Source organism: Nonomuraea mesophila, from assembly GCF_004352805.1.
GTDB lineage: Bacteria > Actinomycetota > Actinomycetes > Streptosporangiales > Streptosporangiaceae > Nonomuraea > Nonomuraea longispora.
This window is the reverse complement of the sequence record NZ_SMLD01000059.1, coordinates 24976-49611: the sequence shown is the minus strand read 5'-3', so window position 1 is coordinate 49611 and position 24636 is coordinate 24976. Positions and strand designations below refer to the sequence as shown.

The following is a 24636-nucleotide window of genomic DNA, read 5'->3' as shown; positions in this document are numbered from 1 at the left end:
ACCCAGCGCCATGCGACCCCCGGCCGCCCCACGAACAGCAGGGCGGGGAACGCCGCCAGGGCGAACCTGAGCCCGGAGTACTGCAGGGGTGCGAAGTGCCGTAGGCCGGTCTGCATGACGACGAAGTTGAAGCCCCAGACGGCGGCTATGCCGACGGCGAGGGCGAGGTGGCGCGGGTTCATTCAGCGGGACGGCTTCTGGTACCGGATGCGCTGCTCGCGGGCCTGCTCGGCGAGCATCTTGAGGTACGACACGGTATGGGGACGCTCTTGCTTCTTCAGCTTGATGATTCGCATGCATCTATTTTCATCTGCTACACATTCGACCACAAGCGAGACTTTCTACGCTAAACCATTTAGACTGGCTTACATGTTGGACCTGAACCGGCTCAAGGCACTTCACGCTGTGCACGTCTACGGGTCGGTCGGAGCGGCCGCCGACGCGCTGATGGTCACCCCCTCGGCGGTCTCCCAGCAGATCGCCAAGCTGGAGCGGGAGACCGGCGCCACGCTCATGGAGCGCAACGGGCGCGGCGTGCGGCTCACCGACGCGGCGGGCCTGCTCGCCGAGCACGCCGAGCGCATCCTCGCCCTGGTCGAGACCGCGGAGGCCGACTTCGAGGCGCTGCGCGGCGAGGTCGTCGGCCGGCTGAACGCCGCGGCCTTCCCCACAGCCTCGCGCGGCCTCATGCCCGGCGCCCTGGCGGCGCTCAGGAAACGCCACCCTGAGCTGTGGGTGCAGTTGCACGAGCGCGAACCCGAGCGGGTCGTGCGCGACGTGGCGAGGGGCGAGCTCGACCTGGGGGTGATCCAGGACTGGCTCAACCGGCCCATGGCCATCCCCGAGGGCCTGTCCAGGGCCACGCTGCTCGACGACATCGCCGACGTCGCGATCCCCGCCGACCACCCGCTGGCGGGCAGCAGGGAGCTTGAGCTGGCCGACCTGCGCGGCGAGCGGTGGATCAGCGGCTCGCCCGGCACCGTCTGCCACGACTGGCTGGTGTTCACGCTGCGCAGCGCCTCGGTCGAGCCGGTGATCGCCTGCATGGCCGAGGAATATCCGACCCAGCTCGCGCTCGTGGCCGCCGGGCTGGGCTGCGCGATCGTGCCGCGGCTCGGACGTGACTGCGTGCCCGACGGCGTACGCCTCGTCCCCCTCAGACCGCGCCAGTCGCGCCGCATCTACGCGATCTGGCGCGCCGACGCCGCCCGCCGGCCCGCGATCAAGGCCATGGTCGACGCGCTCGCCGAGGCGAGCAGGACACAGGAGAACGCCTGGGCCGTCAGCTGAGCGTGACGGCCACGATGCCGCCGACGATCACGCCGGCCGCCAGCAGCCGGCGTCGTACGTCGCCCTCGGCCAGCAGTCGCCCGCCGAGCACGACGCCGATCAGCACGCTGATCTCGCGGGCCGGCGCCACCACGCTCACCGGCGCCATCGTGAAGGCGAACAACACCAGGACGTACGAGACGAAGATCAGCACCGCCGTCCCCACGATCCGGGACCGGTGCTCGCGCCACACGGGCAGCACCAGCTTGCGCCGCGTGCCCAGCACGACGGGCGCGAGCACGAGGGCACGCATGGCCTCGCCGAGATAGTTGAGCATCAGTGGCGCCACCGCGAACGCGCTCACCACCTGCGAGTCCCACACCGTGTAACCCGCGATGAACACCCCCGTGAGCAGCCCCGGCGCCACCTCCTTGAGCCCGACCTTCGCCGAGCCGCCGCTGAGCATGAACACGCCCACCCCGACCAGCACGATCCCCGCCACGCCGGCGGGCGACGGACGCTCCCCGAGGAACAACACGGCCGCCAGGCTGGCCAGCATCGGCCCCGTGCCGCGCGCGACCGGGTAGACGACCGACAGGTCCGCGGCGCCGTACCCCCGCTGCAGCAGCACGAAATAGCCCAGGTGCAGGGCCATGCTGACGCTGATCACGGCGAGGTTCTGCCAGGTCGGGACGGTGCCCGTGACGACGAGGAAACCGGCGAACAGTGGGGCCCACACGACGGCGGCCGCGACCGCGACGAGCCAGACGAAGACGAGGCCGTCGGCCCCGGAGGCCTTCTTGCTCAGCACGTTCCACGAGGCGTGGGCGACGGCGGCGACCAGAATGAGGACGAGTGCCCATGGACTCAACCCGGCGCCTCCCCTCAGGGGGCCGACCTTACCGTCGGGTGAACGCCGGGCGAACACGGGGGCACGAGGGCTCGGCGCGTGGTGCGGTACGGCCGAGCGGATAGGCTGTGCCACACCATGGCTGAAATGACCGTCGTCCACCTTCTGCGCCACGGTGAGGTGCACAACCCCAAAGGCATTCTCTACGGCAGGCTGCCCGGCTACCACCTGTCCGAGACCGGCCGGCTCATGGCCGAGACGGTCGCCAAGGCGGTCGGCGGCCGTGACATCGTCGCCGTCTACAGCTCGCCGCTGGAGCGGGCGATGGAGACCGCGGCGCCGCTCGCCGACAGGCTCGGTCTCGAGATCACGCAGGACCTCCGGCTGATCGAGGCCGGCAACCTGCTGGAGGGCCGCACGGCCGGCCCCGGCCTGGCGTTGCTGCGCAACCCCCGCAACTACCGCTATTTCTGGAATCCGCTCCGTCCGTCCTGGGGCGAGTCCTATCCGGCCATCGTTCAGCGCATGCGCTCGATGATCGACGACGCCAGGGCGGCGGCGCGCGGGCACGAGACGGTGCTCGTCAGCCACCAGCTCCCCATCTGGGCGATCAGGATGGCCGCCGAGCGGCGCAGGCTCTGGCACGACCCCCGGCGCAGGCAGTGCGCGCTGGCGAGCCTCACCACGTTCACGTTCGACGGAGGCCGGCTGGTCAGCGTGGGCTACAGCGAGCCCGCCGGTTCGCTCGATCCCGGCCCCTCCGTTCCCGGGGCCTGAGGCGCTCCCCGGTGTGCCGGGCGGGCCGTGCCGCCGGTAGAGTTGCAAGCTCTACCGGTTGTAGTACAAGGAGATCTTCCTCCGTGCGCACCAAGTCCATCTCTCTCGTTCTCCTGGCTGCGGTGCTCGCCGGCTGCGCGGGCAACCAGAGCGGCCAGCCGCAGACGGGTGACACCCGTTTCGTCGCGGGCGACGGGAAGATGCAGGTGTTCGAGGCGGGCGAACGCAAGCCGGCGCCCGCGATCGAGGGCCCCACGCTCGACGGGGGCACCGCGTCGCTCGCCGCGCACAAGGGCAAGGTCGTGGTGCTCAACTTCTGGGCCTCGTGGTGCGGCCCGTGCCGGGCGGAGGCGCCCGTGCTCAAGGAGGTCGCCGCCAAGACCAAGGACAGCGGCGTCGAGTTCCTCGGCGTCGACTTCAAGGACCGCCAGGCCGACGCGCTGGCGTTCGAGCGCACCGAGAAGACCGGCTATCCCCACATCTTCGACCAGCCGGGCAAGGTCGCGCTGGCCTTCCAGGGCACGGTCCCGCCGGCCGCCATCCCCTCCACGCTGATCATCGACGAGCAGGGCAGGATCGCGGCCAGGGCGCTGGGCGCGGTGAAATACACTGACCTGCTCGACGCGGTGACCAAGGTGCGCGATGAATGACGTCGTCGCCTCGGGCTCGCTGCTGCTCGCCGTGCCGATCGCGGTGCTCGCCGGGGTGGTGTCCTTCCTGTCGCCGTGCGTGCTGCCGCTGGTGCCCGGCTACCTGTCCTACGTGACCGGCATGAGCGCCGACCCCAGACGGGGGCGGCTCGTGCTCGGCACGGTCCTGTTCGTGGCCGGGTTCGGGCTGGTCTTCGTGCTCAGCGGCGCCCTGTTCGGCGGGCTCGGCGCGGTCATGCTCGGCAACGCCGAGATCATCACGCGGGTGCTCGGCGTGCTCACCATCCTGCTCGGGCTGGCGTTCCTCGGCGCCGTGCCCGCGCTGATGCGCGACGTGCGCATCCACCGGCTGCCGTCCGCGGGCCTGGCGGGCGCGCCGCTGCTCGGAGTGGTGTTCGGGCTCGGGTGGACCCCGTGCATCGGACCTACGCTGGCGGTCGTGCTGGCGCTCGGGCTGAACGAGGGCAGCGCGGGGCGCGGGGCTCTGCTCGCGGTCGCGTACGCGCTCGGGCTCGGGCTGCCGTTCGTGGGGGCGGCGCTCGCCTACAGCAAGGCGCTGCGTACGTTCCGGGCCATCCGCAAACACTCGCGTGTGATCACGAGGATCGGCGGCGGCATGATGGTGGCCGTCGGCGTCCTGCTCGTGACCGGGCTCTGGGGAGAGATGATCGCGGCCATGCAGGGTCTGATCGGCGCCTTCGAGCCGGTGATCTGATGAGCGTCCAGGAGCTGGACAAGCCGCGTACGCCCAGGCCCGCCGGGCTCGGCCCGGTCGGCTGGCTGCGCTGGGGGTGGCGCACCCTCACCTCGATGCGGACGGCGCTGATCCTGCTGTTCCTGCTGGCGCTCGGCAGCGTGCCCGGCTCGGTGGTGCCGCAGCGCGGCGTCGAGCCCGGCAAGGTGGCCACCCTCTACGAGCAGAACCCGACGCTGGCCGAGTGGTACGACAAGTTCCAGCTCTTCGACGTGTTCGGCTCGGCCTGGTTCGCCGCCGTCTACCTGCTGTTGTTCACCTCGCTCGTCGGCTGCATCGTCCCGCGCACCGCGACCTACCTGCGTGAGCTGCGCCGCAAGCCGCCCGCCGCCCCGAAGCGGCCCGCCAGGCTGCCCCACTCGGCCACGTTCGACGGCGAGCTCACGGCCGAGCAGGCCGCACGGCGGCTGCGCAGGATGCGCTTCCGCGTCGCCACCGGCGACGGGTGGGTGTCGGCGGAGAAGGGTTACCTGCGCGAGACGGGCAACCTGTTCTTCCACATCGCCCTGCTGGGCATCCTGGTCGCGATCGGCGCCGGCTCGCTCTTCGGCTACCGGGGCAACGTCCTCGTCGTCGAGGGCGACGGGTTCGCCAACACGGTGGCCGCCTACGACCGGTTCATGCCCGGCAGCCAGGTGTCGGCGGAGTCGCTGGAGCCGTTCTCCTTCCAGTTGGCCGACCTCAAGGTCTCCTACCAGGTCACGGGCGAGAGGAAGGGCCAGGTGCTCGACTACTCGGCCCACCTGAAGGTCAACGACTCGCCCGAGGCGGAGGCCCGCGACTACGACCTCAAGGTCAACGAACCCCTCGACGTCGACGGCACCCAGACCTACCTGATCGGCAACGGCTACGCCCCCGTCTTCAAGGTCACCGACGGCAAAGGGCAGGTGGCCTTCGAAGGGCCCGTGCCGTGCCTGATCGAGGACAAGAACACGATGGCGTCCGGATGCGTGGTCAAAGCGCCCGACGCGCAGCCGGAGCAGCTGGGCTTCCTGCTGCGCTTCCTCCCCACCAGCGTGCCGCTGACCGACGGCAGCCACGTCTCCGCCTTCCCCGGCGAGCTCAACCCCGAGGTGCAGGTGCTCGGGGCGTTCTCCGGTGACCTGGGCGTGCGCTCAGGCCGGCCGCAGTCGGTCTACGAGCTGGCGCCGCCCGAGGTGATGAAGAAGCTCAACCCGCTGCTCATGGCCTCCGACACGCCGAAGCCGCTGGCCGTGGGCCAGTCGGTCGACCTGCCGGGCGGGGTGGGAAAGCTCCAGTTCACCGGGGTCAAGGAGTGGATCACGCTCCAGACGGCCTACGACCCGGGCCGCGTGCCCGCGCTGGTGGCCGGCGGCACCGCCGTCGTCGCCATCGCGCTGTCGCTGATGATCAGGCGGCGCAGGGTGTTCGTACGGATCGACGGCGGCAAGGTCGAAGTGGGCGGCCTGACCCGCACCGAAGGCTCCGCGGCGGGCTTCACCGAGGAGTTCGCCGACATTGTCCAGGCTCTATCAGCAGGAGAAAAGGATGTCCGCTGAGCAACTTGCCGAGCTGAGCGACCTTTTCGTCGTCGCCGCAGTCCTGCTCTACCTCGTCGCCATGATCGGGTTCGCGATCGAGCTCGCCTTCGGCCGGGCCCGTCCCGGCGTGGCCGGCCGGTCCGCGGACGGCCGGCTCGGCGCGAGGGAGCCGGTCGCGGTCGGCGCGGCGGCCGGAGAGCAGGGCCGCGACGCGGCCACGGGGCTCCCGGCGGACCACGTGGACGCGGGCGGCGCCGCGGCGTCCGAGGTCGACGGCGGCGCCGCGTCCGAGGGCGACGCCGTGGCCTTCCAGGGTGACGGCGGCGCGCCGCCGTCCAGGGCCGTGGCCAGGGCGGGAACGGCCGCTCTCGCGCTCGCCTGGCTCGGCTGGGCCGCCAACCTCGGCGCCATCGCCACGCGCGGCCTGGCCGTCGACCGGTGGCCCTGGGGCAACATGTACGAGTTCGTGGTGGCGATCTGCTTCGCCGCCGTGACCGCGTTCCTGCTCACCCAGTTGCGCGCGAACGTACGTTTCCTGGGGTCCTTCGTCATGGTCACCGCGGCGCTGGGTCTCGGCCTCGCGGTCAAGGCGTTCTACACCACCGCGGGGCCGGTGGTGCCGGCGCTCGACTCGTACTGGATCGCCATCCACGTCTCCGCCGCGATCGTCTCCAGCGGCCTGTTCATCATCGCGGGCGTGTCAGGCGTGCTCTACCTGCTGCGCGGCGACGGGCTCTCGCGGCTGCCGGACCGGGCCGACCTGGAGCGGGTGGCGCACCGGGCGATCGTGTTCGCGTTTCCCGTGTGGACGTTCGCCGTCATCGCCGGCGCCCTCTGGGCCGACCGCGCCTGGGGCCGCTACTGGGGCTGGGACCCCAAGGAGGTGTGGGCGTTCATCACGTGGGTCGCCTATGCCGCCTACCTGCATGCCAGGGTGACGGCCGGTTGGCGGGGGAGGTCGGCGACGATCGTGCAGTTGGTGGCCTTCGGTTGCCTCCTGTTCAACCTGATCGGGGTCAACATCTTCTTCGAGGGCCTGCACAGCTACGCCGATGTGAACTAACTGACGTCATCGCCGCGCATGCGGCGGTCGAGGTCGCGGAGGAAGTCGGGGTCGTCGTCCGGTCCCTTCGGCGTGCCTGGGCCCGGAGGGACGGGCCATGCCGCGCGGGGGGCCCGCGGACGGCCCCTGACCATCCACACCGCCCCGCCGATCAGCGGGATCAGCACGACTATCAGGATCCAGAGCGCTTTTGGTACGTTCCTCACTTCGTCTTCCGGCGTGGTGACCACGTCGAAGAGGGAGAAGAGCCAGAAGGCGAGCAGCCCCAGGCCGATTAGAACACCTGCCATGCCCGAACTGTAAGCCATCCTCAGCGTGATCGTGCCGCTTGATGTCCCATTTCGGGTGACTAGGGGAAGATCGACGTCGTACGGTGGAACCCGATGTGCCGGTCTGCATGGGCTTCATGGCGTTGAGAGGTGCGATGGCCTTTTCTCAGGACAAGGGCCGGCATCGACGCGGTCGTTGGTGGCGGCGCGGATCTTATCTCTTCTCCCGGCGCGGCGAGGCGCCTCCCGACTCCGAGCGTTCGTTCTGGTCCAACGCCCGTGAGAGGCGCAGGGAGGCCCGTGCGGCGGCCAAAGGACGTGAGGGCACGGACCGCCGCCGTCCGGCGGGCAGCGGCAAGCTCAGCGGGCGCCAGGAGCGCCCGTCCTGGCCGGGCGCCGACCAGCCGGAGCGCCGCACGTGGCCGGGGGCCGAGCAGCCGGAGCGCAGGTCCTGGCCGGGGTCCGAGCGCCCGGAACGCACGACCTGGCCGGGCGCGGAGCGGCAGGAACGCACGACCTGGCCGGCCGGTGAGGCGGGGCCGCCGCCGGGCCGCCGGGAGCGCCAGGTGACGTGGGACGCCTTCGCGGTGCGCGAGCGCCGCGCACGTCTGCCCGCCGCCGTGGCCGAGCGTCCCGCCTACACCTGGTACGACTTCGAGCTCGACGACGAGCCGCCCAGAGCGCAGCCGAACCGGCCCGACCAGCCTTCGATGGGCGACGGTTTACGCCACTGCGGCAGCCTGGAGCGGATCCTGCACCGCCAGTGGGACGTCAGGAGGGGGCCGCCGTCCCCGGAGGTCGTGCACGCGGTGGAGAGCCTCGCCCGGCTGCCCGACGGGCTGAAGGACAAGCTCGCGGCCGGACTCGAAGGCATCTACGTCGGCAAGGGAGGCGTGCCCGACCTCGACGACATGGGCTACTTACGCGGCGCCCCCCTGCCTTCGGGCCGCGCGACCTGGGACATCTGCGCGGGGGCGTACGGAGATCGCAAGATCGTGGTGGGCGACCGCCCCTCGCCCACACCTGACGTGATGATGCACGAGGTCGGCCACGCGATCGACGACGTCGACTCGGCGCACGGCGAGTGGGTCTCGGACTCGGCCGAGTTCGTGCAGCTCTACGAGACGGCCATGCCGGTGCTGGCCTCGATGTTCCACCGCCAGGGAGGCGGGCTGGGACGCAAGGAGTTCTTCGCCGACGCCTTCGCCGCGATCGCCTCACGCCAGCGTCCTGCCCTGGTGGACATGCTGGGGGGCGACACGCGGATGGCGCTCGACGTCATGCTGTTCTTCAACCGGCGCTACGGAATCTAGGTGGTCCACGATGTACGTCATCCGGCTCGCGGACGGGACGCTACGCGTACCGCAGAGCCTGACCAGCGAGGACGGTCGGCTGATCGGCAACGCGTACGTGGAGCTCCAACCCGGTGACCCCGATTATGAGACGTTCCTGCCCGAGGCGCTGACGGAGGAGGAGGCGGCCGAGCGCCGCCGGCGCTGGGAAGAGGAGAACGACGACCTGGAGCGGGAGTTCCTGGCCTTCAAGGCCGAGCAGGAGGGTGCCTGAGGGGGACGCGGACAGGCGCCAGCCACGGTCGGCGGATGGCGCCGCCCCGTGCTCACCGTACGGAAGTGTGGCCGGGAAGCACGCAACAGTTGATCCCGCCCGCGGTGATCCTGGCGGACAGGATCACCGACTGGACGGAATGTCAGACGCGCGGGGACTCACCTGCAGGCCTGTCGGCCGTGAGAACGTCCTCGCCTCGGAGAAGGGCGTGGACTTCCGACTCGCGGAAGCGCCGGTGCCCTCCGGGGGTGCGGATACTGCTGATGCGGCCTGCCGCAGCCCAGCGCGTAACCGTCTTTGGGTCTACCCGGAAGAGGGCGGCAACCTCTCCTGGGGTCAGCAGACGCTCGCTGCTACTCTCCACCAATCTCTCCCCCTCGCATCCCGCTTCCTGCCAGCGGGCGGACAGGTAACCAGTGTGTCGAGCGAAGCCTGATTTATCCGTGGTTTTCTACAAAGATCACGGGTTGTTATCAGCTGACTGCCCGATTGTTATATGATAGAGCCTCTTTGGGGCTCTCGTGGGTGTTTCTTTACGAAACTCCCTGACTGGGACAGTAGCAGTGCTCGCGTCTGATGCGAAGAGCGACCGCACCACAGGTCCGAGTAACCTCGAACCTGTGCGTCCCGTTCTCGTTTACACCGCGTCGCGGATCGGCCTGTTTCTGGTGACCCTGGGTGTGCTGTGGCTGCTCGGGCTGAGTAACCCGCTGGTGCTGATCATCTGCTCATTCTTGATCAGTGGCGTGGCGAGCTACGTCCTGCTGTCCAGGCAGCGTGACGCCATGAGTGCGCGCATCAGCGACAAGGTCGACCGGCCGAAGCCGCAGAACGACTAGGGCAGGGGGAACATGCCAATCCGGGCATGGTACTCCCGTCCGAGTCTCGTCGTGTCGCTACCGACAAGTAGTCCGGTGGGGTGCGCGTAAAACGCCTTCACGCCGATCCCGCGCTCGCGCGTGGGATTCCAACTGAGCGCCTTTCCTGTACGCGGATGAATGGCGCCGATGCCGGGCCGTGACACCGCTCCGGGGCCGGCCGAGTCGTGGCCCTTGGGATTGTCCAGCCAGCGCTGGTGGCCGCCCACATAGACCGCCGCGCCCGTCACCGAGACCGCGTAGAGCGAATCGCCTCCCGTGCTGTTCACCCAGGTCGGCTTGATGCGGGAGCCCTTGGCGTAGGTCTCGAATCTAGCGGTCGTGTCGCACATGCCGCCCCTCGGGCCGCCCGTGGTGACCACCGCGAAATAGCGGCCGTCGGGGGAGAAGTCGAGACCGCGCACGTACGACGGGAACGCGGCCATGCACTTGCGTGCGTACACGTCGGTGCGCCACGGCGCCACCTTCGCCGTGCGCCCGCCGACGTCGACCAGCCCGAGCTGCGGCCTGGAGGCGCCGTCGAGCGTCGTGAACGTGCCGTCGACGATGAGCCTGTCGCGTGAGAGTGCCAGCGCGTAGACCTTCACCCGCCTGGTCAGTGGCTTGCCCGGCGTGACGGTGAAGCCGGGGTCGGCCGCGCCGGTGACCGCGTCGAGCCTGGCCAGCCCGGTGCGCGGGCTGACGAAGTCGCCGCCGACGTACAGCTGGGAGCCCTGACGGGCCAGCGTGGTGACCGTGCCGCCGCCGATGCGCGGCGCGAAGCCGGGCACCGGCGCGCCGTCGGAGAGGCGGAGCCGGGCCAGTGCCCTGGCCGGCTCGTTGTTGACCCCGTGGAACTGGCCGCCGACGTAGACGGTGCCGCGCTCTCCCGCGGCCAGGCCGTGGACCGCGCCCGGGATGACGGGCGCGAAGTCCTCGAGGACGCGGCCGGTGGCCAGGTCGTAGGCGAACAGGTTGGCGCGCGGGTAGGTGGTGGTGCGGGCGGCGTCGGCGACCTCGCTGAAGGCGCCGCCGACCACGACGGTACGGCCCACGACGGCGATGGCGTTGACGATGCCGTCGAGCACGTGAGGGGTGCTGTCGATCGGGTCGGCCAGCACGACGCGGGGATGCGCAGTGGGAGCCGAGGCGATGATCGCCGCAAGGGCGAGACGGGCAAGCATTCGCCAATTTCTAGCAGACGTTGCGTAATGGAGTGGATACTTTCCGTCGATTCTCCCGATAGCCATATGGTGTGGGCATGACGCGCGCTCAGTTGGACAAACAGCCGGACGAGGTCGCCGCGATGTTCGATCGCACCGCCCGGCGTTACGATCTGGTCAACGACGTGATCTCCCTCGGGCAGGTCAGGCTCTGGCGCAAAGCGGTGGCCGCCGCGGTCGACGCGGGGCCCGGGGAGATCGTTCTTGACCTGGGAGCCGGCACGGGCACCTCGACCGACACGTTCACCTCGCTGGGCGCGCGGGCGATCGCCTCCGACTTCTCCCTCGGCATGCTCCGCACCGGCGTACGCCGCCATGGCGGCAACGCGCTGACGGGGCAGGGGGTGCCGTTCGTCGCGGGTGACGCGATGCGGTTGCCGTTCGCCGACGGCTCTTTCGACGCGGTGACGATCTCGGTGGCGCTGCGCAACGTGCACGACACCACGCGGGCGCTCGAGGAGATGTTGCGGGTGACCAGGCCCGGCGGGCGCCTGGTGATCCTGGAGTTCTCGCACGTCACTTTCGCGCCGTTCGACATGGTCTACCGCGAATATCTGATGAAGCTGCTGCCCAAGGTGGCCAAGGTGTTCGGGTCCAACGACGACTCCTACGAATATCTGGCGGAGTCGATCCGCGACTGGCCCGACCAGCCGACGCTGGCGCGGATGATCCAGGACGCCGGCTGGGAACGGGTGGCCTGGCGCGACCTCACGATGGGGATCGTCGCCATGCACCGGGGGTTCAAGCCCGCCTGAGCTCGATGGTGATCAGGTGCGCATATCGGTGGTGCCGGTAGATGGTCACCTCCTTCGCGAAGCAGGCGACCCTGATCTCGGGGATGTAGTCCTCGAACATCTCCGGCGTCATGCCGGAGGGCGTTCCCGTGCAATTCCCGCGGGGATGATGGCGTGGACTCTTTCCGGGACGAAAGCAGACCTTCCCGGTGAGGATTGCCCGGTAGTTTAAACGGGCATAATCGTTGAATTCCTTGGGAGGAGCCCGAGTGGTCGGGGAAATCAATCCGACACTCCGCCGCCGGAAGCTCGCTGCCGAGCTGCGGCGACTTCGCGAGGAGGCAGGGCTCCACGGCGTGCAGGTCGCGCGGTCCTTACGCTGGTCGACCTCGATCTCCCGTCTCGAAACAGGACAGGTGGCCCCTTCGGCCAAGGACGTGGCCCGGCTGCTCAAGCACTACGGCGTCGACGACGAGCTCAGGGGCCCGCTGCTGGAGCTCGCCCACGGCGAGACCAAGGGGTGGTGGGACGCCTACGCCGACGTGTTCGCCGACGCCGTCGTGGAACTGTTCGGCCTGGAGGACGGCGCGAGCAGGGTCAGGGCCTGGGATTCCTTCAGCCTCCCCGGGCTGCTGCAGACACGTGACCACGCCGAGCAGATGGGCTTTCTGGCCCGCATGGTCGAGATGGCGCCGCCCGGCAAGATCGAGCGCAGGACCCGTGCGAGGCTGCGCCGGCAAGGGGTACTGCTGAAGGACCCGCCGCTCGACTATTCCGTCGTGCTCGACGCCGGAGCTTCGGCGACGCGGACGCCAAGGTGATGAGTGAGCAACCATCCCGTTTTCACGTTGTCGGAGGACGAGGGGACGGTCCTGCAGTACTCCCTGGCCTTCGACGGACTTCTGGACCAGGCGCTGAGCGAGGAGGAGACGCGCGCCTTCATCGCCTCGCTGGCCGGTCTCTAAAGTGATCGTTTTGTGACCGCAATGGTTCATTCCGCAGACCTGTTTCGGCTGCGTCCGTGCACCGTCCTTCATTACTGTGACCGGAGTGACGTTCGAGGCTGGGGAGGACGCCGTCCGATGAACGATCGTGTCCTGTCGGATGGCTGGCGCAAGAGCTCCTTCAGCGGGGCGGCGGGCGAGTGCGTCGAGTCCGCCAGGAGCGTCAGCGGGGAGATCCTGATCAGCGACTCCAAGGACCCCTCCGGGCCGGCCCTGGTCTTCACTCCTGGCGAGTGGCGGGCTTTCGTCAAGGGGGTCCGGAACGACGAGTTCGACGTTTGACGGTCCCCGGCGCGCAGGTCAAGGCCCTTCGTCAGGACGAAGGGCCTCGTTGTGTCCGCGAAGTGCCCCCCGACTGCCACTTTGTGCACGAAAAGCAGTAGACTTCGGGCCGACAAGTTTGTGAAGGGGTTCACAAAGGAACGAAGGCGCGACACCCCAAGGCCTTCGAGCGTGTAGGACAGGACAGTCCAGTGACCGTGCCAGCAGCCCGACCTCAAGCGCAGGAGCTCCCACCTCAAGAGCTGAGCCGACGGAGTGGCGCTGACGCGACCAGGGGCACAGCCGACGCTGATGTCATCGTTGTCGGCGCCGGCCCAGCCGGATCTGCCACCGCCTTCTACCTCGCTCAGGCCGGCCTCGACGTGCTGGTCCTGGAGAAGACCAGGTTCCCCCGGGAGAAGGTCTGCGGCGACGGCCTGACGCCCAGGGCGGTCAAGCAGCTGCTCAACATGGGGGTCGACATCGACGCCCCCGGCTGGGTCAGGAACAAGGGCCTGCGGGTCGTGGGCGGCGGCCTGCGGTTCGAGCTGGACTGGCCGCAGCTGGAGCGCTTCCCCGACTTCGGGCTCGTACGCACCCGGCAGGACTTCGACCAGATCGTCGCGGCCACGGCGGTGAAGATGGGCGCGCGCCTCATGGAGGGCGTCACCGTCACCGGTCCCGTGCTCGACGACCGCAGCGGCCACATCGTCGGGGTCACCACCAAGGACGGCCGTAAGTTCCGCGCCCGCGTGGTCGTGGCGGCCGACGGCAACAGCACCCGCCTCGCCCTCGGCATGGGGCTGCACAAGCGCGAGGACCGCCCGATGGGCGTGGCCGTGCGCACCTACTTCGAGAGCCCCCGCCACGACGACGACTACCTGGAGACGTGGCTGGAGCTGTGGGACGGCGACACGCTGCTGCCCGGCTACGGCTGGGTGTTCGGCGTCGGCGACGGCACCGCCAACGTGGGGCTCGGCCTGCTCAACACCAGCGCGCAGTTCAAGAACATCGACTACCGCGACCTGCTCAGGCGCTGGTGCCGGTCGATGCCGGCCGACTGGGGCTTCACCGAGGAGAACATGACGGCGCCCATCCGCGGCGCCGCGCTCCCGATGGCCTTCAACAGGCAGCCGCACTACACGCGCGGCCTGATGCTCGTGGGCGACTCCGGCGGCTCGATCAACCCGTTCAACGGCGAGGGCATCGCGTACGCCATGGAGACCGGCGAGATCGCCGCGGAGATCATCGCAAAGGCCCTCAGGGGCGCCACTCCCGCGCAGCGCGAGCGGACCCTGCGGACTTACCCCCGCGTGCTGAAAGACGCATACGGTGGTTACTTCACTCTCGGCAGATGGTTCGTCGAGGCGATCGGGAAGCCGGGCGTGATGCGCCTCGGCACCAGGCACGGGCTGCCTCACCCGAGGCTGATGCGCTTCGCGCTCAAACTCCTTGGTAATCTCACCGACCGGCGAGGCGATGCGTCGGACAAGATCATAAACGCACTCTCGAAGGTCGCGCCACCAGCATGAATCTCAGAACTGACAGATCCGGCTGCGCGCCCGCGCGCGCGGCGACTCCAGAGGAGGCGTAGCGATGGACCTTTACGTGCCCATCCTGGTGCTCGCCGTTCTCGCGGGGGGCTTCGCGATCTTCTCGGTCGCCATCGCTCCCTTCACCGGCCCGAAGCGCTGGAACCGCGCCAAGCTCGACGCCTACGAATGCGGAATCGAGCCGACGCCCCAGCCGGTCGGTGGCGGACGGTTCCCGCTCAAGTACATGGTCACCGCGATGCTCTTCATCGTGTTCGACATCGAGATCATCTTCCTCTATCCGTGGGCGGTCTCGTTCGCGCCTGAGCTGAACGACGCGGGCCAGACGATCTCTCCGGGGCTGGGGCTGTTCGCCCTGGTGGAGATGCTGCTGTTCATCGTCACCGTGCTCGTCGCCTACGCGTACGTGTGGCGCCGCAAGGGTCTGGACTGGGACTGAAAATGGGACTTGAAGAGAAACTCCCCAGCGGGTTCATCCTCAGCACCGTCGAGGCGGCCGCCGGATGGGCACGCAAGAACTCCGTGTGGCCGGCCACGTTCGGCCTCGCCTGTTGCGCCATCGAACTGATGGCCACCGGTGGCCCCCACTACGACCTGGCGCGCTTCGGCATGGAGCGCGCTTCGGCGTCTCCTCGCCAGGCTGACCTCATGATCGTCGCCGGGCGGGTGTCGCAGAAGATGGCGCCCGTGCTGCGCCAGATCTACGACCAGATGGCCGAGCCGAAGTGGGTCATCTCCATGGGGGTCTGCGCCTCCAGCGGCGGCATGTTCAACAACTACGCCATCGTGCAGGGCGTCGACCACATCGTGCCGGTCGACATCTACCTGCCCGGCTGCCCGCCGCGGCCCGAGATGCTGATCGACTCGATCGTGAAGCTGCACGACAAGATCCAGAACACGAAGTTCGGCGCGCACCGCGCCAAGCAGATCGACGAGCTCGAACTGCGGGCGCTGCGTACGCTGCCGCTGATCGACCAGGGGGCATCGAAGTGACCTCGCCCGACAACCTCCCTGGAAGCCCGGACAGCGGGCAGACGCCCGAGGCGGCGGTTCCCGCGGTGCCCGAGGCGCCCGTCGCCAGGCACGGCATGTTCGGGGCCGAGGACTCCGGCGACACCTCCGGCTACGGCGGCCTCGTCGTACGCCGGCCGCCCCAGATCTCGACGCCCCGCCCGTACGGCGGCTACTTCGACGAGATCGTCGACGCGCTCGCGCTCGACGACGCGATCGAGCGGGTCGTCGTCGACCGCGGCGAGCTCACCCTGCACGTCAAGCGCGAGCGCCTGGTCGAGGTGTGCCGGAAGCTGCGCGACGACCCGGCGCTGCGGTTCGAGCTTTCGCTCGGCGTGTCCGGCGTGCACTACCCGCACCTGAAGGGTGAGGAACTGCACGCGGTCATCCACCTGTGCTCGATCACCTACAACCGGCGTGTGCGCGTCGAGGCCGCCTGCCCCGACGAGGACCCGCACATACCATCGACGGTGGGCGTCTACCCTGGTCATGACTGGCATGAGCGGGAGGCGTACGACTTCTTCGGGATCGTCTTCGACGGCCATCCGGGCCTGACCCGGATCATGATGCCGGACGACTGGGACGGCCACCCGCAGCGGAAGGACTACCCGCTGGGCGGCATCCCGGTCGAATACCGGGGCGCCACCATCCCCTCGCCCGATCAGAGGAGGTCGTACGCGTGAGCGAGCGTGTCGAGCTGAGCGACGACCGGTGGGAGGAACTCTCGTGAGCACGGCTTATGACGAGGCGACCGAGGGCAGGGTCTACTCGGTCACCGGGGCCGACTGGGACCAGGTCGTGTCCGGCGTGCGCGAGTCGCAGGACGAGCGCCTGGTCGTCAACATGGGCCCGCAGCATCCGTCCACGCACGGCGTGCTGCGGCTGGTGCTGACCCTCGACGGTGAGACGGTCACCGAGGCGCGCGGCGTCATCGGCTACCTGCACACCGGCATCGAGAAGAACATGGAATACCGGACGTGGACGCAGGGCACCACGTTCGTGACCCGCATGGACTACCTCGCGCCGATCTTCAACGAGACCGCCTACTGCCTGGGCGTGGAGAAGCTGCTCGGCGTCGAGGACCGCATCCCTGACCGGGCGCAGGCCATCCGCGTGATGATGATGGAGCTCAACCGCATCGCCTCGCACCTGGTGGCCATGGGCACGTTCGGGATGGAGCTGGGCGCGACCACGCCGTTCCTGTTCGGCTACCGCGACCGCGAAATGGTCATGGACCTGTTCGAGTACATCACCGGCCTGCGCATGAACCACGCCTACATCAGGCCGGGCGGTGTGAGCGTCGACCTGCCGGCGGGCGCGGTCGACAAGGTCGGCGAGTTCCTCAAGGAGATGCCCAAGCGGATCAAGGACATCCGCAAGCTCCTCGACGAGAACCCGGTCTACCTGCGCCGCACCCAGGACGTCGCCTACCTCGACCTGACCGGCTGCATGGCGCTGGGCATCACCGGCCCGATCCTGCGCGCCGCGGGCCTGCCGTGGGACCTGCGCAAGTCGCAGCCCTACTGCGGCTACGAGACGTACGAGTTCGACGTCCCGACCCAGCGTGGGTGCGACGTCTTCTCGCGCTACCTCGTCAGGATGAGCGAGATGGAGGAGTCCCTCAAGATCGTCGAGCAGGCGCTCGACCGCATCGCGGGGCCGCTCAAGGGCGACCCGGTGATGATCGAGGACAAGAAGATCGGCTGGCCCGCCCAGCTCGCGCTCGGCCCCGACGGGTTCGGCAACTCGCCCGACCACATCGCCCACATCATGGGCACCTCGATGGAGGCCCTCATCCACCACTTCAAGCTGGTGACCGAGGGCTTCAGGGTGCCGGCGGGGCAGGCGTACGCGAGCATCGAGTCGCCCAAGGGCGAGCTCGGCGCGCACGTGGTCAGCGACGGCGGCACCCGCCCCTACCGCGTGCACTTCCGCGAGCCGTCCTTCTGCAACCTGCAGAGTTTCCCCGCGATGGCCGAGGGCGGCCAGGTCGCCGACGTGATCGCCGCGGTGGCATCTATCGACCCCGTCATGGGAGGTGTGGACCGGTGACTTATGCACCGGATGTCCGGGAGCGTCTCGAACGGGACGCCAAGGAGATCATCGGGCGCTACCCGAAGACCCGGTCGGCGCTGCTGCCGCTGCTCCACCTCGTGCAGTCGGAGGACGGCTACGTCTCCGACGACGGGCAGGAGTTCTGTGCCGAGATGCTCGGCATCAGCAAGGCCGAGGTCACCGGCGTCGCCACCTTCTACACCATGTACAAGCGCAAGCCGGCCGGCGACTATCACGTCGGCGTCTGCATCAACGCGCTGTGCGCGGTCATGGGCGGCGACCAGATCTGGGAGGAGCTGTCGGAGCACGTCGGCGTCGGCCACGACGAGGCGACCCCCGACGGCCGGGTCTCGCTGGAGCGCCTGGAGTGCAATGCGGCCTGCGACTTCGCCCCCGTCATGATGGTCAACTGGGAGTTCTTCGACAACCAGACGCCCGAGTCGGCCAAGCAGCTCGTCGACGACCTGCGCGACGGCAAGGACGTGCGGCCGACCCGCGGCCCGAAGAGGCTGTGCACCTTCAAGGAGGCCTCGCGCGTGCTCGCGGGCCTGCCCGACGGCCTGGCCGGCGACGGCCCCTCGGCCGCCGGACCCTCGCTGGAGGGGCTTAAGGTCGCCAAGGCCAACGGATGGAAGGCCCCTGAGGCATGAGCGTCACTCTCACCCCGGTCCTGACCGCGAAGTGGGACAGGCCCGACTCCTTCACCCTCGACGGCTACGGCGAATATGAGGCGGCCAAGAAGGCGCTGGGCATGGAGCCCGACGCCGTCATCCAGGCCGTCAAGGACTCCGGGCTGCGCGGCCGCGGCGGAGCGGGCTTCCCGACCGGTATGAAGTGGGGGTTCATCCCGCAGGGCGACGGCAAGCCGCACTATCTCGTCGTCAACGCCGACGAGTCGGAGCCGGGCACCTGCAAGGACATCCCGCTGATGATGGCCAACCCGCACGCGCTGATCGAAGGCGTCATCATCACGTCGTACGCGATCCGGGCCAACCACGCCTTCATCTATGTGCGCGGCGAGGTGCTGCACGTGATCAGGCGGGTGCAGGCGGCCGTGCGGGAGGCGTACGAAAAGGGTCTTCTCGGCACCGACATCCTCGGCTCCGGCTATGACCTGGAGCTGGTCGTGCACAGCGGCGCGGGCGCCTACATCTGCGGCGAGGAGACGGCGCTGCTGGACTCGCTCGAAGGCTACAGAGGTCAACCGCGGCTCAAGCCTCCGTTCCCGGCCGTGGCGGGTCTCTACGCCTCGCCCACTGTGGTGAACAACGTGGAGTCCATCGCCAGTGTTCCCTCGATCATCGGCAACGGCGCCGACTGGTTCGCCGGGATGGGCACCGAGAAGTCCAAGGGCTTCGGCATCTTCTCGCTGAGCGGCCACGTCACCCGGCCCGGCCAGTACGAAGCGCCGCTCGGCATCACGCTGCGTGAGCTGCTCAGCATGGCGGGCGGCATCCGCGCCGGGCACCGGATCAAGTTCTGGACCCCGGGCGGCTCCTCCACGCCGATCTTCACCGACGAGCACCTCGACGTGCCGCTCGACTTCGAGGCGGTCGGCGCCAAGGGCTCGATGCTCGGCACCCGTGCCCTGCAGATCTTCGACGAGACCACCTGCGTGGTCCGTACGGTGCTGCGCTGGACGGAGTTCTACGCCCACGAGTCGTGCGGCAAGTGCACGCCGTGCCGCGAGGGCACCTACTGGCTCAAGCAGGTGCTGAAGCGCCTGGAGGCGGGGCAGGGCACCGAGGACGACCTGGCCACGATCACCGACATCGCGGACAACATCCTGGGCCGGTCGTTCTGCGCGCTGGGCGACGGCGCCACCAGCCCGATCCACTCCTCGGTGAAGTACTTCCGCGATGAGTACCTCAAGCACTTCGAGATCGGCGGCTGTCCGTTCGACCCGAAGAAGTCCACTCTCTGGGGTGAGCAGTGACCGTCGTAGAGACCGAAACGAACCTGGTGACCCTGACCATCGACGGGTTCCAGGTCAGTGTCCCCAAGGGCACTCTGATCATCAGGGCCGCCGAGCTGCTGGGCATCCAGATCCCGCGGTTCTGCGACCACCCGCTGCTCGACCCGGCGGCCAACTGCCGGCAGTGCCTGGTCGACATCCCCGACGCGGGCAACGGCCGCGGCTTCCCCAAGCCGCAGCCGTCGTGCGCGATCGAGGTCGCCGAGGGCATGGTGGTGCAGACGCAGCTCACCTCGCCGGTCGCCGAGAAGGCGCAGCGCGCGGCCATGGAGTTCCTGCTGCTGAACCACCCGCTCGACTGCCCGGTCTGCGACAAGGGCGGCGAGTGCCCGCTGCAGAACCAGGCCATGTCCAACGGCCGCGGCGAGTCCCGGTTCCAGGAGCAGAAGCGCACCTTCCCCAAGCCGCTGCCGCTGTCGACGCAGGTGCTGCTCGACCGCGAGCGCTGCGTGCAGTGCGCACGCTGCATCCGCTTCTCCGACCAGATCGCCGGTGACCCGCTCATCGAGTTCTTCGAGCGCGGGGCCAAGGAGCAGGTGCGTACGGCCGACGGCAAGCCGTTCAACTCCTACTTCTCCGGCAACACGGTGCAGATCTGCCCGGTGGGCGCGCTGACCGGCGCCGCCTACCGGTTCCGGGCCCGCCCGTTCGACCTGGTGTCCACGCCGAGCGCGTGCGAGCACTGCGCCTCCGGCTGCAGCATGCGCACCGACCACCGGCGCGGCCGGGTCACCCGCCGCCTGGCGGGCAACGACCCGCAGGTGAACGAGGAGTGGAACTGCGACAAGGGCCGCTGGGCGTTCACGTACGCGCAGCAGCCCGACCGGCTGAAGACGCCGCTGGTCCGCAACGAGGAGGGCGTGCTGGTGCCCGCCTCGTGGCCGGAGGCGCTGTCAGTGGCCGCGCAGGGCCTGGCCAAGGCCCGCGGCAAGGCCGGCGTGCTGGTCGGCGGCCGGGCCACGGTCGAGGACGCCTACGCCTACGCCAAGTTCGCCCGGATCGCCCTGAACAGCAACGACGTCGACTTCCGCGCCAGGCCGCACTCCGCCGAGGAGGCCCAGTTCCTGGCGCACGCGGTGGCCGGCAAGGGCATCGAGATCAGCTACGCCGACCTCGAGAACGCCCCGCACGTGCTGCTCGTCGGGTTCGAGCCCGAGGAGGAGTCGCCGATCGTCTTCCTGCGCCTGCGCAAGGCGTGGATGAAGAAGGGGCTCAAGGTCACCGCGATCGCGCCGTTCGCGACGCCCGGCCTGGCCAAGATGGGCGGCACGCTCATCCGCACCGCTCCGGGCGCCGAGGCCGACGCCATCGGGGACCTGCTCGGCACGCTGGCCGAGGGCACGATCGTGCTCGCGGGCGAGCGCCTGGCCACCGTGCCCGGCGCGTTCTCCGCCCTGATCCGGCTCGCCAACGTCTCCGACGCCCGGCTGGCCTGGGTGCCGCGCAGGGCCGGCGAGCGCGGCGCGGTCGAGGCCGGCGCGCTGCCCAACCTGCTGCCGATCGGCCGCCCGGTCGACGACGAGACCGCCAGGGCCGAGGTGGCCAGGGCGTGGAACGTGGCCTCGGTGCCCGCCACGCCTGGCCGCGACACCGCCGCCGTCCTCGCCGCCGCTCGCGACGGCGAGCTGGACGCGCTGGTCGTCGGCGGCGTCGACCCCTACGACCTGGCCGACCCGGCGGCGGCGCTCGACGCGCTCGAACGTACGCCGTTCATCGTCAGCCTGGAGATCCGCGCGAGCGCCGTCACCGACCGCGCCGACGTGGTGCTGCCCGTCGCCGCCGTCCAGGAGAAGGGCGGCACGTTCGTCAACTGGGAGGGCAGGGGCCGCTCGTTCGAGGCGCCGCTCAAGGTGCCCGGCCTGCAGTCCGACATCGCGGTGATCGGCAACCTGGCCGACCGGATGGACGTGCACCTGGGCCTGCCCGACGCCAAGGCCGTGCGGCGGGAGCTGTCGGGCCTGGGCGCCTGGCGCGGCAGCCGCGTCACCGCCCCGCACACCGCCATCCGCGCCCAGGTCACCCCGTCGGCTGGCGAGGCCCTGCTGGCCACCTGGCACCTGCTGCTCGACGAGGGCAGGCTGCAGGACGGCGAGCCCTACCTGGCGGGCACCGCCCGCGAGGCCGAGGCGCTGGTCTCCGCGGTCACCGCCGCCGAGATCGGCGTCGTCGACGGCGACAAGCTCGTCATCGGCGGCTCGGGGGCCGACACCGTCACGCTGCCGGTGCGCGTCGCCGACCTGCCGGACCGCGTGGTCTGGGTGCCGGCCAACTCCGGCGGCTGCTCGGTCACACGCGACCTGCGCGCGGTGGCCGGCGACATCGTCACGATCGGGAGCGCCTCATGATGCACCTTCTCGCGGCCGATCCCACCCTTGCCGACTTCGGCAAGGACCCGCTGTGGATCACCATCATCAAGGCCGTGATGCTCTTCCTCTTCCTGATGCTGGGCATCCTGTTCGGCGTCTGGTTCGAGCGCAAGCTGATCTCGCGGATGCAGCACCGCTACGGCCCCAACCGGGCCGGCAAGTTCGGTCTGCTGCAGTCCGTGGCCGACGGCCTGAAGATGGGTCTGAAGGAGGACATCTTCCCGCGGACCGTGGACAAGGTCCTCTACCTGCTGGCGCCGGTCATCATGGTGGTGCCGGCGTTCCTGGCCTTCTCGATCGTGCCGTTCGCGCCGATGGTCAACCTGTTCGGCGTGCAGACGCCGCTGCAACTGGTCGACCTGCCGGTGGCGGTGCTGTTCATGCTGGCCATGGGCGCGGTGTCGGTCTACGGCGTGGTGCTGGCGGGATGGTCGTCGCGCTCGCCGTACGCGCTGCTGGGCGGGCTGCGGTCGGCGGCCCAGGTGGTCTCGTACGAGATCGCGATGGGGTTGTCGTTCGTGGCGATCTTCCTGTTCGCGGGGACGCTGTCCACCTCCGAGATCGTCAAGGCGCAGGGCGACACGTGGTTCGCGGTGCTGCTGATCCCGTCGTTCCTGATCTACGTGGTCTGCATGTTCGGCGAGGCGGCGCGCATCCCGTTCGACCTGCCCGAGGGTGAGGGCGAGCTGGTCGGCGGGTTCCAGACCGAATACTCCTCGTCGCTGAAGTTCGCTCTGATCATGATGGGCGAATACCTGCACACGTTCACCGCCTCGGCCATCGCGGTGACGTTGTTCCTGGGCGGCTGGCGGGCGCCGTGGCCGATCTCGCTGTGGGACGGCGCGAACGTCGGCTGGCTGCCGGTGCTCTGGTTCTTCATCAAGTTCGTGCTGACCTTCTGCTTCATCGTGTGGGTGCGCGCCTCGTTGCCTCGGGTGCGTTACGACCAGCTGATGGCGCTGGGCTGGAAGGTGCTGATCCCGGTCAACCTGGCGTGGATCCTGCTGGTGGCGGCGGTGCGCAACGTCGTGATCAACGAGGGCGACAGGATGATCGGCATCGGCCTGGGCGCGGTGATCGTGGTCGGGGCGCTGGCCATCTGGATGCGGTTCGACACCGTCAACCAGCGGCGCAAGGAGGCCAGGAAGGCGCAGGTGGAGGCCGAGTTCGAGGAACTGTCCAAGGAGCCGGTGGCGGGCGGCTTCCCGGTGCCGCCGCTTGATCTGCCGCACTACCACGGGGTGCAGCACAAGGAGATTCCCAGTGGGACTAACTGACTGGCTGAACCCCGTCAAGGGCTTCGGGGTCACCTTCCATACGATGTTCAAAAAGCCCGTCACGACGAACTACCCGGAGGAGAAGAGGCCGACGGCCCCGCGCTTCCACGGGCGTCACCAGCTCAACCGCTGGCCTGACGGGCTGGAGAAGTGCGTCGGGTGCGAGTTGTGCGCCTGGGCGTGCCCGGCCGACGCCATCTACGTCGAGGGCGCGGACAACACCGAGGAGGAGCGCTTCTCGCCGGGCGAGCGTTACGGGCGCACCTACCAGATCAACTATCTGCGGTGCATCCTGTGCGGGCTGTGCATCGAGGCCTGCCCGACCCGCGCGCTCACCATGACGAACGAGTACGAGCTCGCCGACAGCGACCGCGAGAGCCTCATCTACACCAAGGAGATGTTGCTCGCGCCGCTGACCCAGGGCATGGAGCAGCCGCCGCACCCGATGCGGCTCGGCGAGACCGAAGAGGACTACTACCGCCTGGGACGGACCAATGGGTGAGACCATCACTTTCTGGGTGCTCGCCGTCGTCTCCGTCGGCGCCGCACTCGGCATGGTCTTCAACAGGAAGGCCGTGTACTCCGCGCTGATGCTCGGCACCGTGATGCTCAGCCTGGCCGTCCTGTACGCCGTGCAGGACGCGCCCTTCCTGGCCGTGGTGCAGATCATCGTCTACACCGGCGCGATCATGATGCTGTTCCTGTTCGTGCTCATGCTCGTCGGCGTGGACTCCTCGGACTCCTTCGTCGAGACGCTCAAGGGCCAGCGGTTCTGGGCCGCCGTCGCGGCGCTCGGCTTCGTGACGCTGATCGGGCTGGCCATCGGCAACGCGGTCTTCGCCGACGAGGCGGGGCTCGCGCAGGCCACCGCGCAGGGCGGCTACATCCGCTCCATCGCGCTGCTGCTGTTCACGAAGTACGTCTTCGCGTTCGAGATCACCTCGGCGCTGCTGATCACCGCCGCGCTCGGCGCGATGGTGCTGGCGCACCGCGAACGACTCACCGACAAGGCCACGCAGAAGGACCTGTCCCGCGCCCGCTTCCTCGGCGACCACCCGTCGCCGCTGCCCGGCCCCGGCACGTACGCCAGGAACAACGCCATCGACATGCCGGCGCTGCTGCCGGACGGGTCGGTCGCGGAGTCCTCGGTCAACCGCTACATCGCGCGCTACGACGTCGAGCACGGCCACATGCCCGAGGACCCCAAGCTCGCCGCGGCCATCAGGCACCGGGCCGACGACGACGACGCGGACAGCGACGCCGAAGAGAGCAACGGGGTGACCAAGTGACCACGCACTACCTGATCCTTTCGGGGTTGTTGTTCGCCATCGGCGCGATGGGCGTGCTCGTCCGCCGCAACGCGATCGTGGTGTTCATGTGCGTGGAGCTCATGCTCAACGCCTGCAACCTCGCCTTCGTCACCTTCGCCAGGCAGGTCGGCAACCTGGAAGGCCAGATCATCGCGTTCTTCGTGATGGTGGTGGCCGCGGCCGAGGTCGTCGTCGGCCTGGCCATCATCGTGACGATCTTCCGAACCCGCAGGTCCGCGTCCGTCGACGACGCCAACCTGCTGAAGTACTAAGAGGTGACTGGTGGAATCTCATATCGCTGAGATCGCCC

30 protein-coding genes and 1 pseudogene are annotated in these 24636 nt (G+C 69.2%); 25 read left to right on the top strand and 6 right to left on the bottom strand.

Translation table 11 applies throughout. The features are described 5' to 3' along the window. Positions 1-182, bottom strand: a pseudogene (locus tag E1295_RS22700) (EamA family transporter); the annotation flags it as partial. A gap of 187 nt (positions 183-369) precedes the next feature. Here E1295_RS22700 and E1295_RS22695 point away from each other — a divergent pair. Then, positions 370-1290 (top strand): LysR family transcriptional regulator, encoded by a 921-nt coding sequence (locus E1295_RS22695; protein WP_132632378.1) that lies wholly within the window; start codon positions 370-372, stop codon positions 1288-1290. On the opposite strand, the gene E1295_RS22690 is transcribed toward E1295_RS22695, so the two are convergent. After that, the gene (locus E1295_RS22690; protein ID WP_132632376.1) at positions 1283-2140 is read right to left on the bottom strand and encodes a DMT family transporter; all 858 of its coding nucleotides are present in this window, start codon (positions 2138-2140) and stop codon (positions 1283-1285) included. The genes E1295_RS22695 and E1295_RS22690 overlap by 8 nt on opposite strands. A gap of 117 nt (positions 2141-2257) precedes the next feature. On the opposite strand from E1295_RS22690, the gene E1295_RS22685 reads away from it, so the two are divergent. From E1295_RS22685 to ccsA, 5 genes are all read left to right on the top strand, one after another. Then, on the top strand, positions 2258-2896 hold the full coding sequence (locus E1295_RS22685; RefSeq protein WP_132632374.1) for a histidine phosphatase family protein: 639 nt from the start codon (positions 2258-2260) through the stop codon (positions 2894-2896). Between the two features lie 83 nt (positions 2897-2979). Beyond that, positions 2980-3546, top strand: coding sequence for a TlpA family protein disulfide reductase (locus tag E1295_RS22680; protein ID WP_132632372.1), 567 nt, complete (start codon positions 2980-2982; stop codon positions 3544-3546). Next, complete coding sequence (locus E1295_RS22675; RefSeq protein WP_132632370.1) at positions 3539-4261, top strand: cytochrome c biogenesis CcdA family protein; 723 nt, start codon at positions 3539-3541, stop codon at positions 4259-4261. Before E1295_RS22680 ends, E1295_RS22675 begins: the two co-directional genes overlap by 8 nt. Further along, the gene (gene resB, locus E1295_RS22670; RefSeq protein WP_132632368.1) at positions 4261-5820 is read left to right on the top strand and encodes a cytochrome c biogenesis protein ResB; all 1560 of its coding nucleotides are present in this window, start codon (positions 4261-4263) and stop codon (positions 5818-5820) included. The genes E1295_RS22675 and resB overlap by 1 nt, the downstream gene beginning before the upstream one ends. Further along, the gene (gene ccsA, locus E1295_RS22665; protein ID WP_132632366.1) at positions 5810-6865 is read left to right on the top strand and encodes a cytochrome c biogenesis protein CcsA; all 1056 of its coding nucleotides are present in this window, start codon (positions 5810-5812) and stop codon (positions 6863-6865) included. Before resB ends, ccsA begins: the two co-directional genes overlap by 11 nt. On the opposite strand, the gene E1295_RS22660 is transcribed toward ccsA, so the two are convergent. Next, positions 6862-7155: a PLDc N-terminal domain-containing protein gene (locus E1295_RS22660; protein WP_132632364.1), complete on the bottom strand. Its 294-nt coding sequence runs from the start codon at positions 7153-7155 to the stop codon at positions 6862-6864. The genes ccsA and E1295_RS22660 overlap by 4 nt on opposite strands. A 134-nt stretch (positions 7156-7289) precedes the next feature. On the opposite strand from E1295_RS22660, the gene E1295_RS22655 reads away from it, so the two are divergent. Together E1295_RS22655 and E1295_RS22650 are read left to right on the top strand one after the other, a co-directional pair. Further along, the gene (locus E1295_RS22655; protein ID WP_132632362.1) at positions 7290-8447 is read left to right on the top strand and encodes a hypothetical protein; all 1158 of its coding nucleotides are present in this window, start codon (positions 7290-7292) and stop codon (positions 8445-8447) included. A gap of 10 nt (positions 8448-8457) precedes the next feature. Continuing rightward, positions 8458-8700: a hypothetical protein gene (locus E1295_RS22650; RefSeq protein WP_132329319.1), complete on the top strand. Its 243-nt coding sequence runs from the start codon at positions 8458-8460 to the stop codon at positions 8698-8700. 142 nt (positions 8701-8842) lie between these two features. Here E1295_RS22650 and E1295_RS22645 read toward each other — a convergent pair whose 3' ends face one another. Further along, complete coding sequence (locus E1295_RS22645) at positions 8843-9064, bottom strand: BldC family transcriptional regulator (RefSeq protein ID WP_026214226.1); 222 nt, start codon at positions 9062-9064, stop codon at positions 8843-8845. Positions 9065-9320: 256 nt separating this feature from the next. Between E1295_RS22645 and E1295_RS22640 the strand changes: the two genes are divergently transcribed. Further along, positions 9321-9539, top strand: a complete 219-nt coding sequence (locus E1295_RS22640; protein ID WP_132632360.1) for a DUF4229 domain-containing protein — start codon at positions 9321-9323, stop codon at positions 9537-9539. On the opposite strand, the gene E1295_RS22635 is transcribed toward E1295_RS22640, so the two are convergent. Next, on the bottom strand, positions 9536-10741 hold the full coding sequence (locus E1295_RS22635; RefSeq protein ID WP_132632358.1) for a hypothetical protein: 1206 nt from the start codon (positions 10739-10741) through the stop codon (positions 9536-9538). The two genes, E1295_RS22640 and E1295_RS22635, sit on opposite strands and share 4 nt — an antisense overlap. 77 nt (positions 10742-10818) lie before the next feature. Here E1295_RS22635 and E1295_RS22630 point away from each other — a divergent pair, with 77 nt between their 5' ends. Further along, a complete protein-coding gene (locus E1295_RS22630) occupies positions 10819-11535 on the top strand; it encodes a demethylmenaquinone methyltransferase (protein WP_132632356.1) in 717 nt (238 codons plus the stop codon). On the opposite strand, the gene E1295_RS51920 is transcribed toward E1295_RS22630, so the two are convergent. Beyond that, positions 11522-11647, bottom strand: a complete 126-nt coding sequence (locus E1295_RS51920) for a hypothetical protein (RefSeq protein WP_281284766.1) — start codon at positions 11645-11647, stop codon at positions 11522-11524. The two genes, E1295_RS22630 and E1295_RS51920, sit on opposite strands and share 14 nt — an antisense overlap. 136 nt (positions 11648-11783) lie before the next feature. Between E1295_RS51920 and E1295_RS22625 the strand changes: the two genes are divergently transcribed. From E1295_RS22625 to nuoK, 15 genes are all read left to right on the top strand, one after another. Continuing rightward, positions 11784-12335, top strand: coding sequence for a Scr1 family TA system antitoxin-like transcriptional regulator (locus E1295_RS22625; RefSeq protein ID WP_166427364.1), 552 nt, complete (start codon positions 11784-11786; stop codon positions 12333-12335). Between the two features lie 3 nt (positions 12336-12338). Then, positions 12339-12479, top strand: coding sequence for a hypothetical protein (locus tag E1295_RS48905; RefSeq protein WP_166427363.1), 141 nt, complete (start codon positions 12339-12341; stop codon positions 12477-12479). Between the two features lie 117 nt (positions 12480-12596). Continuing rightward, positions 12597-12800 (top strand): DUF397 domain-containing protein, encoded by a 204-nt coding sequence (locus E1295_RS22620; RefSeq protein ID WP_132632352.1) that lies wholly within the window; start codon positions 12597-12599, stop codon positions 12798-12800. 242 nt (positions 12801-13042) lie between these two features. After that, positions 13043-14311, top strand: coding sequence for a geranylgeranyl reductase family protein (locus E1295_RS22615; protein ID WP_132632386.1), 1269 nt, complete (start codon positions 13043-13045; stop codon positions 14309-14311). Positions 14312-14375: 64 nt separating this feature from the next. Beyond that, positions 14376-14771 carry an NADH-quinone oxidoreductase subunit A gene (locus E1295_RS22610; protein ID WP_132632350.1) on the top strand — a complete coding sequence of 132 codons (396 nt, stop codon included), beginning with the start codon at positions 14376-14378 and terminating at the stop codon, positions 14769-14771. A gap of 2 nt (positions 14772-14773) precedes the next feature. Beyond that, a complete protein-coding gene (locus E1295_RS22605; RefSeq protein WP_132329303.1) occupies positions 14774-15325 on the top strand; it encodes a NuoB/complex I 20 kDa subunit family protein in 552 nt (183 codons plus the stop codon). Next, entirely contained in the window at positions 15322-16026 is a 705-nt protein-coding gene (locus tag E1295_RS22600; RefSeq protein WP_132632348.1) for an NADH-quinone oxidoreductase subunit C, read from the top strand. Before E1295_RS22605 ends, E1295_RS22600 begins: the two co-directional genes overlap by 4 nt. A gap of 43 nt (positions 16027-16069) precedes the next feature. Beyond that, positions 16070-17395, top strand: a complete 1326-nt coding sequence (locus tag E1295_RS22595) for an NADH-quinone oxidoreductase subunit D (protein ID WP_132632346.1) — start codon at positions 16070-16072, stop codon at positions 17393-17395. After that, positions 17392-18048: an NADH-quinone oxidoreductase subunit NuoE gene (nuoE, locus tag E1295_RS22590; RefSeq protein WP_132632344.1), complete on the top strand. Its 657-nt coding sequence runs from the start codon at positions 17392-17394 to the stop codon at positions 18046-18048. Before E1295_RS22595 ends, nuoE begins: the two co-directional genes overlap by 4 nt. Beyond that, positions 18045-19334, top strand: a complete 1290-nt coding sequence (nuoF, locus tag E1295_RS22585) for an NADH-quinone oxidoreductase subunit NuoF (protein WP_132632342.1) — start codon at positions 18045-18047, stop codon at positions 19332-19334. The genes nuoE and nuoF overlap by 4 nt, the downstream gene beginning before the upstream one ends. Then, positions 19331-21718, top strand: a complete 2388-nt coding sequence (locus tag E1295_RS22580; protein ID WP_132632340.1) for an NADH-quinone oxidoreductase subunit G — start codon at positions 19331-19333, stop codon at positions 21716-21718. The genes nuoF and E1295_RS22580 overlap by 4 nt, the downstream gene beginning before the upstream one ends. After that, a complete protein-coding gene (gene nuoH, locus E1295_RS22575; RefSeq protein WP_132329286.1) occupies positions 21715-23016 on the top strand; it encodes an NADH-quinone oxidoreductase subunit NuoH in 1302 nt (433 codons plus the stop codon). Before E1295_RS22580 ends, nuoH begins: the two co-directional genes overlap by 4 nt. After that, on the top strand, positions 23003-23518 hold the full coding sequence (nuoI, locus tag E1295_RS22570; protein WP_132632338.1) for an NADH-quinone oxidoreductase subunit NuoI: 516 nt from the start codon (positions 23003-23005) through the stop codon (positions 23516-23518). The genes nuoH and nuoI overlap by 14 nt, the downstream gene beginning before the upstream one ends. Then, positions 23511-24305 (top strand): NADH-quinone oxidoreductase subunit J, encoded by a 795-nt coding sequence (locus E1295_RS22565; protein ID WP_132632336.1) that lies wholly within the window; start codon positions 23511-23513, stop codon positions 24303-24305. The genes nuoI and E1295_RS22565 overlap by 8 nt, the downstream gene beginning before the upstream one ends. Beyond that, entirely contained in the window at positions 24302-24598 is a 297-nt protein-coding gene (nuoK, locus tag E1295_RS22560) for an NADH-quinone oxidoreductase subunit NuoK (protein WP_132632334.1), read from the top strand. Before E1295_RS22565 ends, nuoK begins: the two co-directional genes overlap by 4 nt. Positions 24599-24636 lie beyond the last annotated feature (38 nt).

Bases quoted from the DNA above. Each gene is read 5' to 3' on its own strand.
- E1295_RS22695 (WP_132632378.1), top strand. From the start codon at position 370: ATGTTGGACCTGAACCGGCTCAAGGCACTTCACGCTGTGCACGTCTAC.
- E1295_RS22610 (WP_132632350.1), top strand. From the start codon at position 14,376: ATGGACCTTTACGTGCCCATCCTGGTGCTCGCCGTTCTCGCGGGGGGC.
- E1295_RS22650 (WP_132329319.1), top strand. From the start codon at position 8,458: ATGTACGTCATCCGGCTCGCGGACGGGACGCTACGCGTACCGCAGAGC.
- E1295_RS22655 (WP_132632362.1), top strand. From the start codon at position 7,290: ATGGCCTTTTCTCAGGACAAGGGCCGGCATCGACGCGGTCGTTGGTGG.
- E1295_RS22605 (WP_132329303.1), top strand. From the start codon at position 14,774: ATGGGACTTGAAGAGAAACTCCCCAGCGGGTTCATCCTCAGCACCGTC.
- nuoH (WP_132329286.1), top strand. From the start codon at position 21,715: ATGATGCACCTTCTCGCGGCCGATCCCACCCTTGCCGACTTCGGCAAG.
- E1295_RS22675 (WP_132632370.1), top strand. From the start codon at position 3,539: ATGAATGACGTCGTCGCCTCGGGCTCGCTGCTGCTCGCCGTGCCGATC.
- E1295_RS22635 (WP_132632358.1), bottom strand. From the start codon at position 10,741: ATGCTTGCCCGTCTCGCCCTTGCGGCGATCATCGCCTCGGCTCCCACT.
- ccsA (WP_132632366.1), top strand. From the start codon at position 5,810: ATGTCCGCTGAGCAACTTGCCGAGCTGAGCGACCTTTTCGTCGTCGCC.
- E1295_RS22685 (WP_132632374.1), top strand. From the start codon at position 2,258: ATGGCTGAAATGACCGTCGTCCACCTTCTGCGCCACGGTGAGGTGCAC.
- E1295_RS22660 (WP_132632364.1), bottom strand. From the start codon at position 7,155: ATGGCAGGTGTTCTAATCGGCCTGGGGCTGCTCGCCTTCTGGCTCTTC.
- nuoF (WP_132632342.1), top strand. From the start codon at position 18,045: ATGAGCGTCACTCTCACCCCGGTCCTGACCGCGAAGTGGGACAGGCCC.
- E1295_RS51920 (WP_281284766.1), bottom strand. From the start codon at position 11,647: ATGACGCCGGAGATGTTCGAGGACTACATCCCCGAGATCAGGGTCGCC.
- E1295_RS22620 (WP_132632352.1), top strand. From the start codon at position 12,597: ATGAACGATCGTGTCCTGTCGGATGGCTGGCGCAAGAGCTCCTTCAGC.
- resB (WP_132632368.1), top strand. From the start codon at position 4,261: ATGAGCGTCCAGGAGCTGGACAAGCCGCGTACGCCCAGGCCCGCCGGG.
- E1295_RS22565 (WP_132632336.1), top strand. From the start codon at position 23,511: ATGGGTGAGACCATCACTTTCTGGGTGCTCGCCGTCGTCTCCGTCGGC.
- E1295_RS22630 (WP_132632356.1), top strand. From the start codon at position 10,819: ATGACGCGCGCTCAGTTGGACAAACAGCCGGACGAGGTCGCCGCGATG.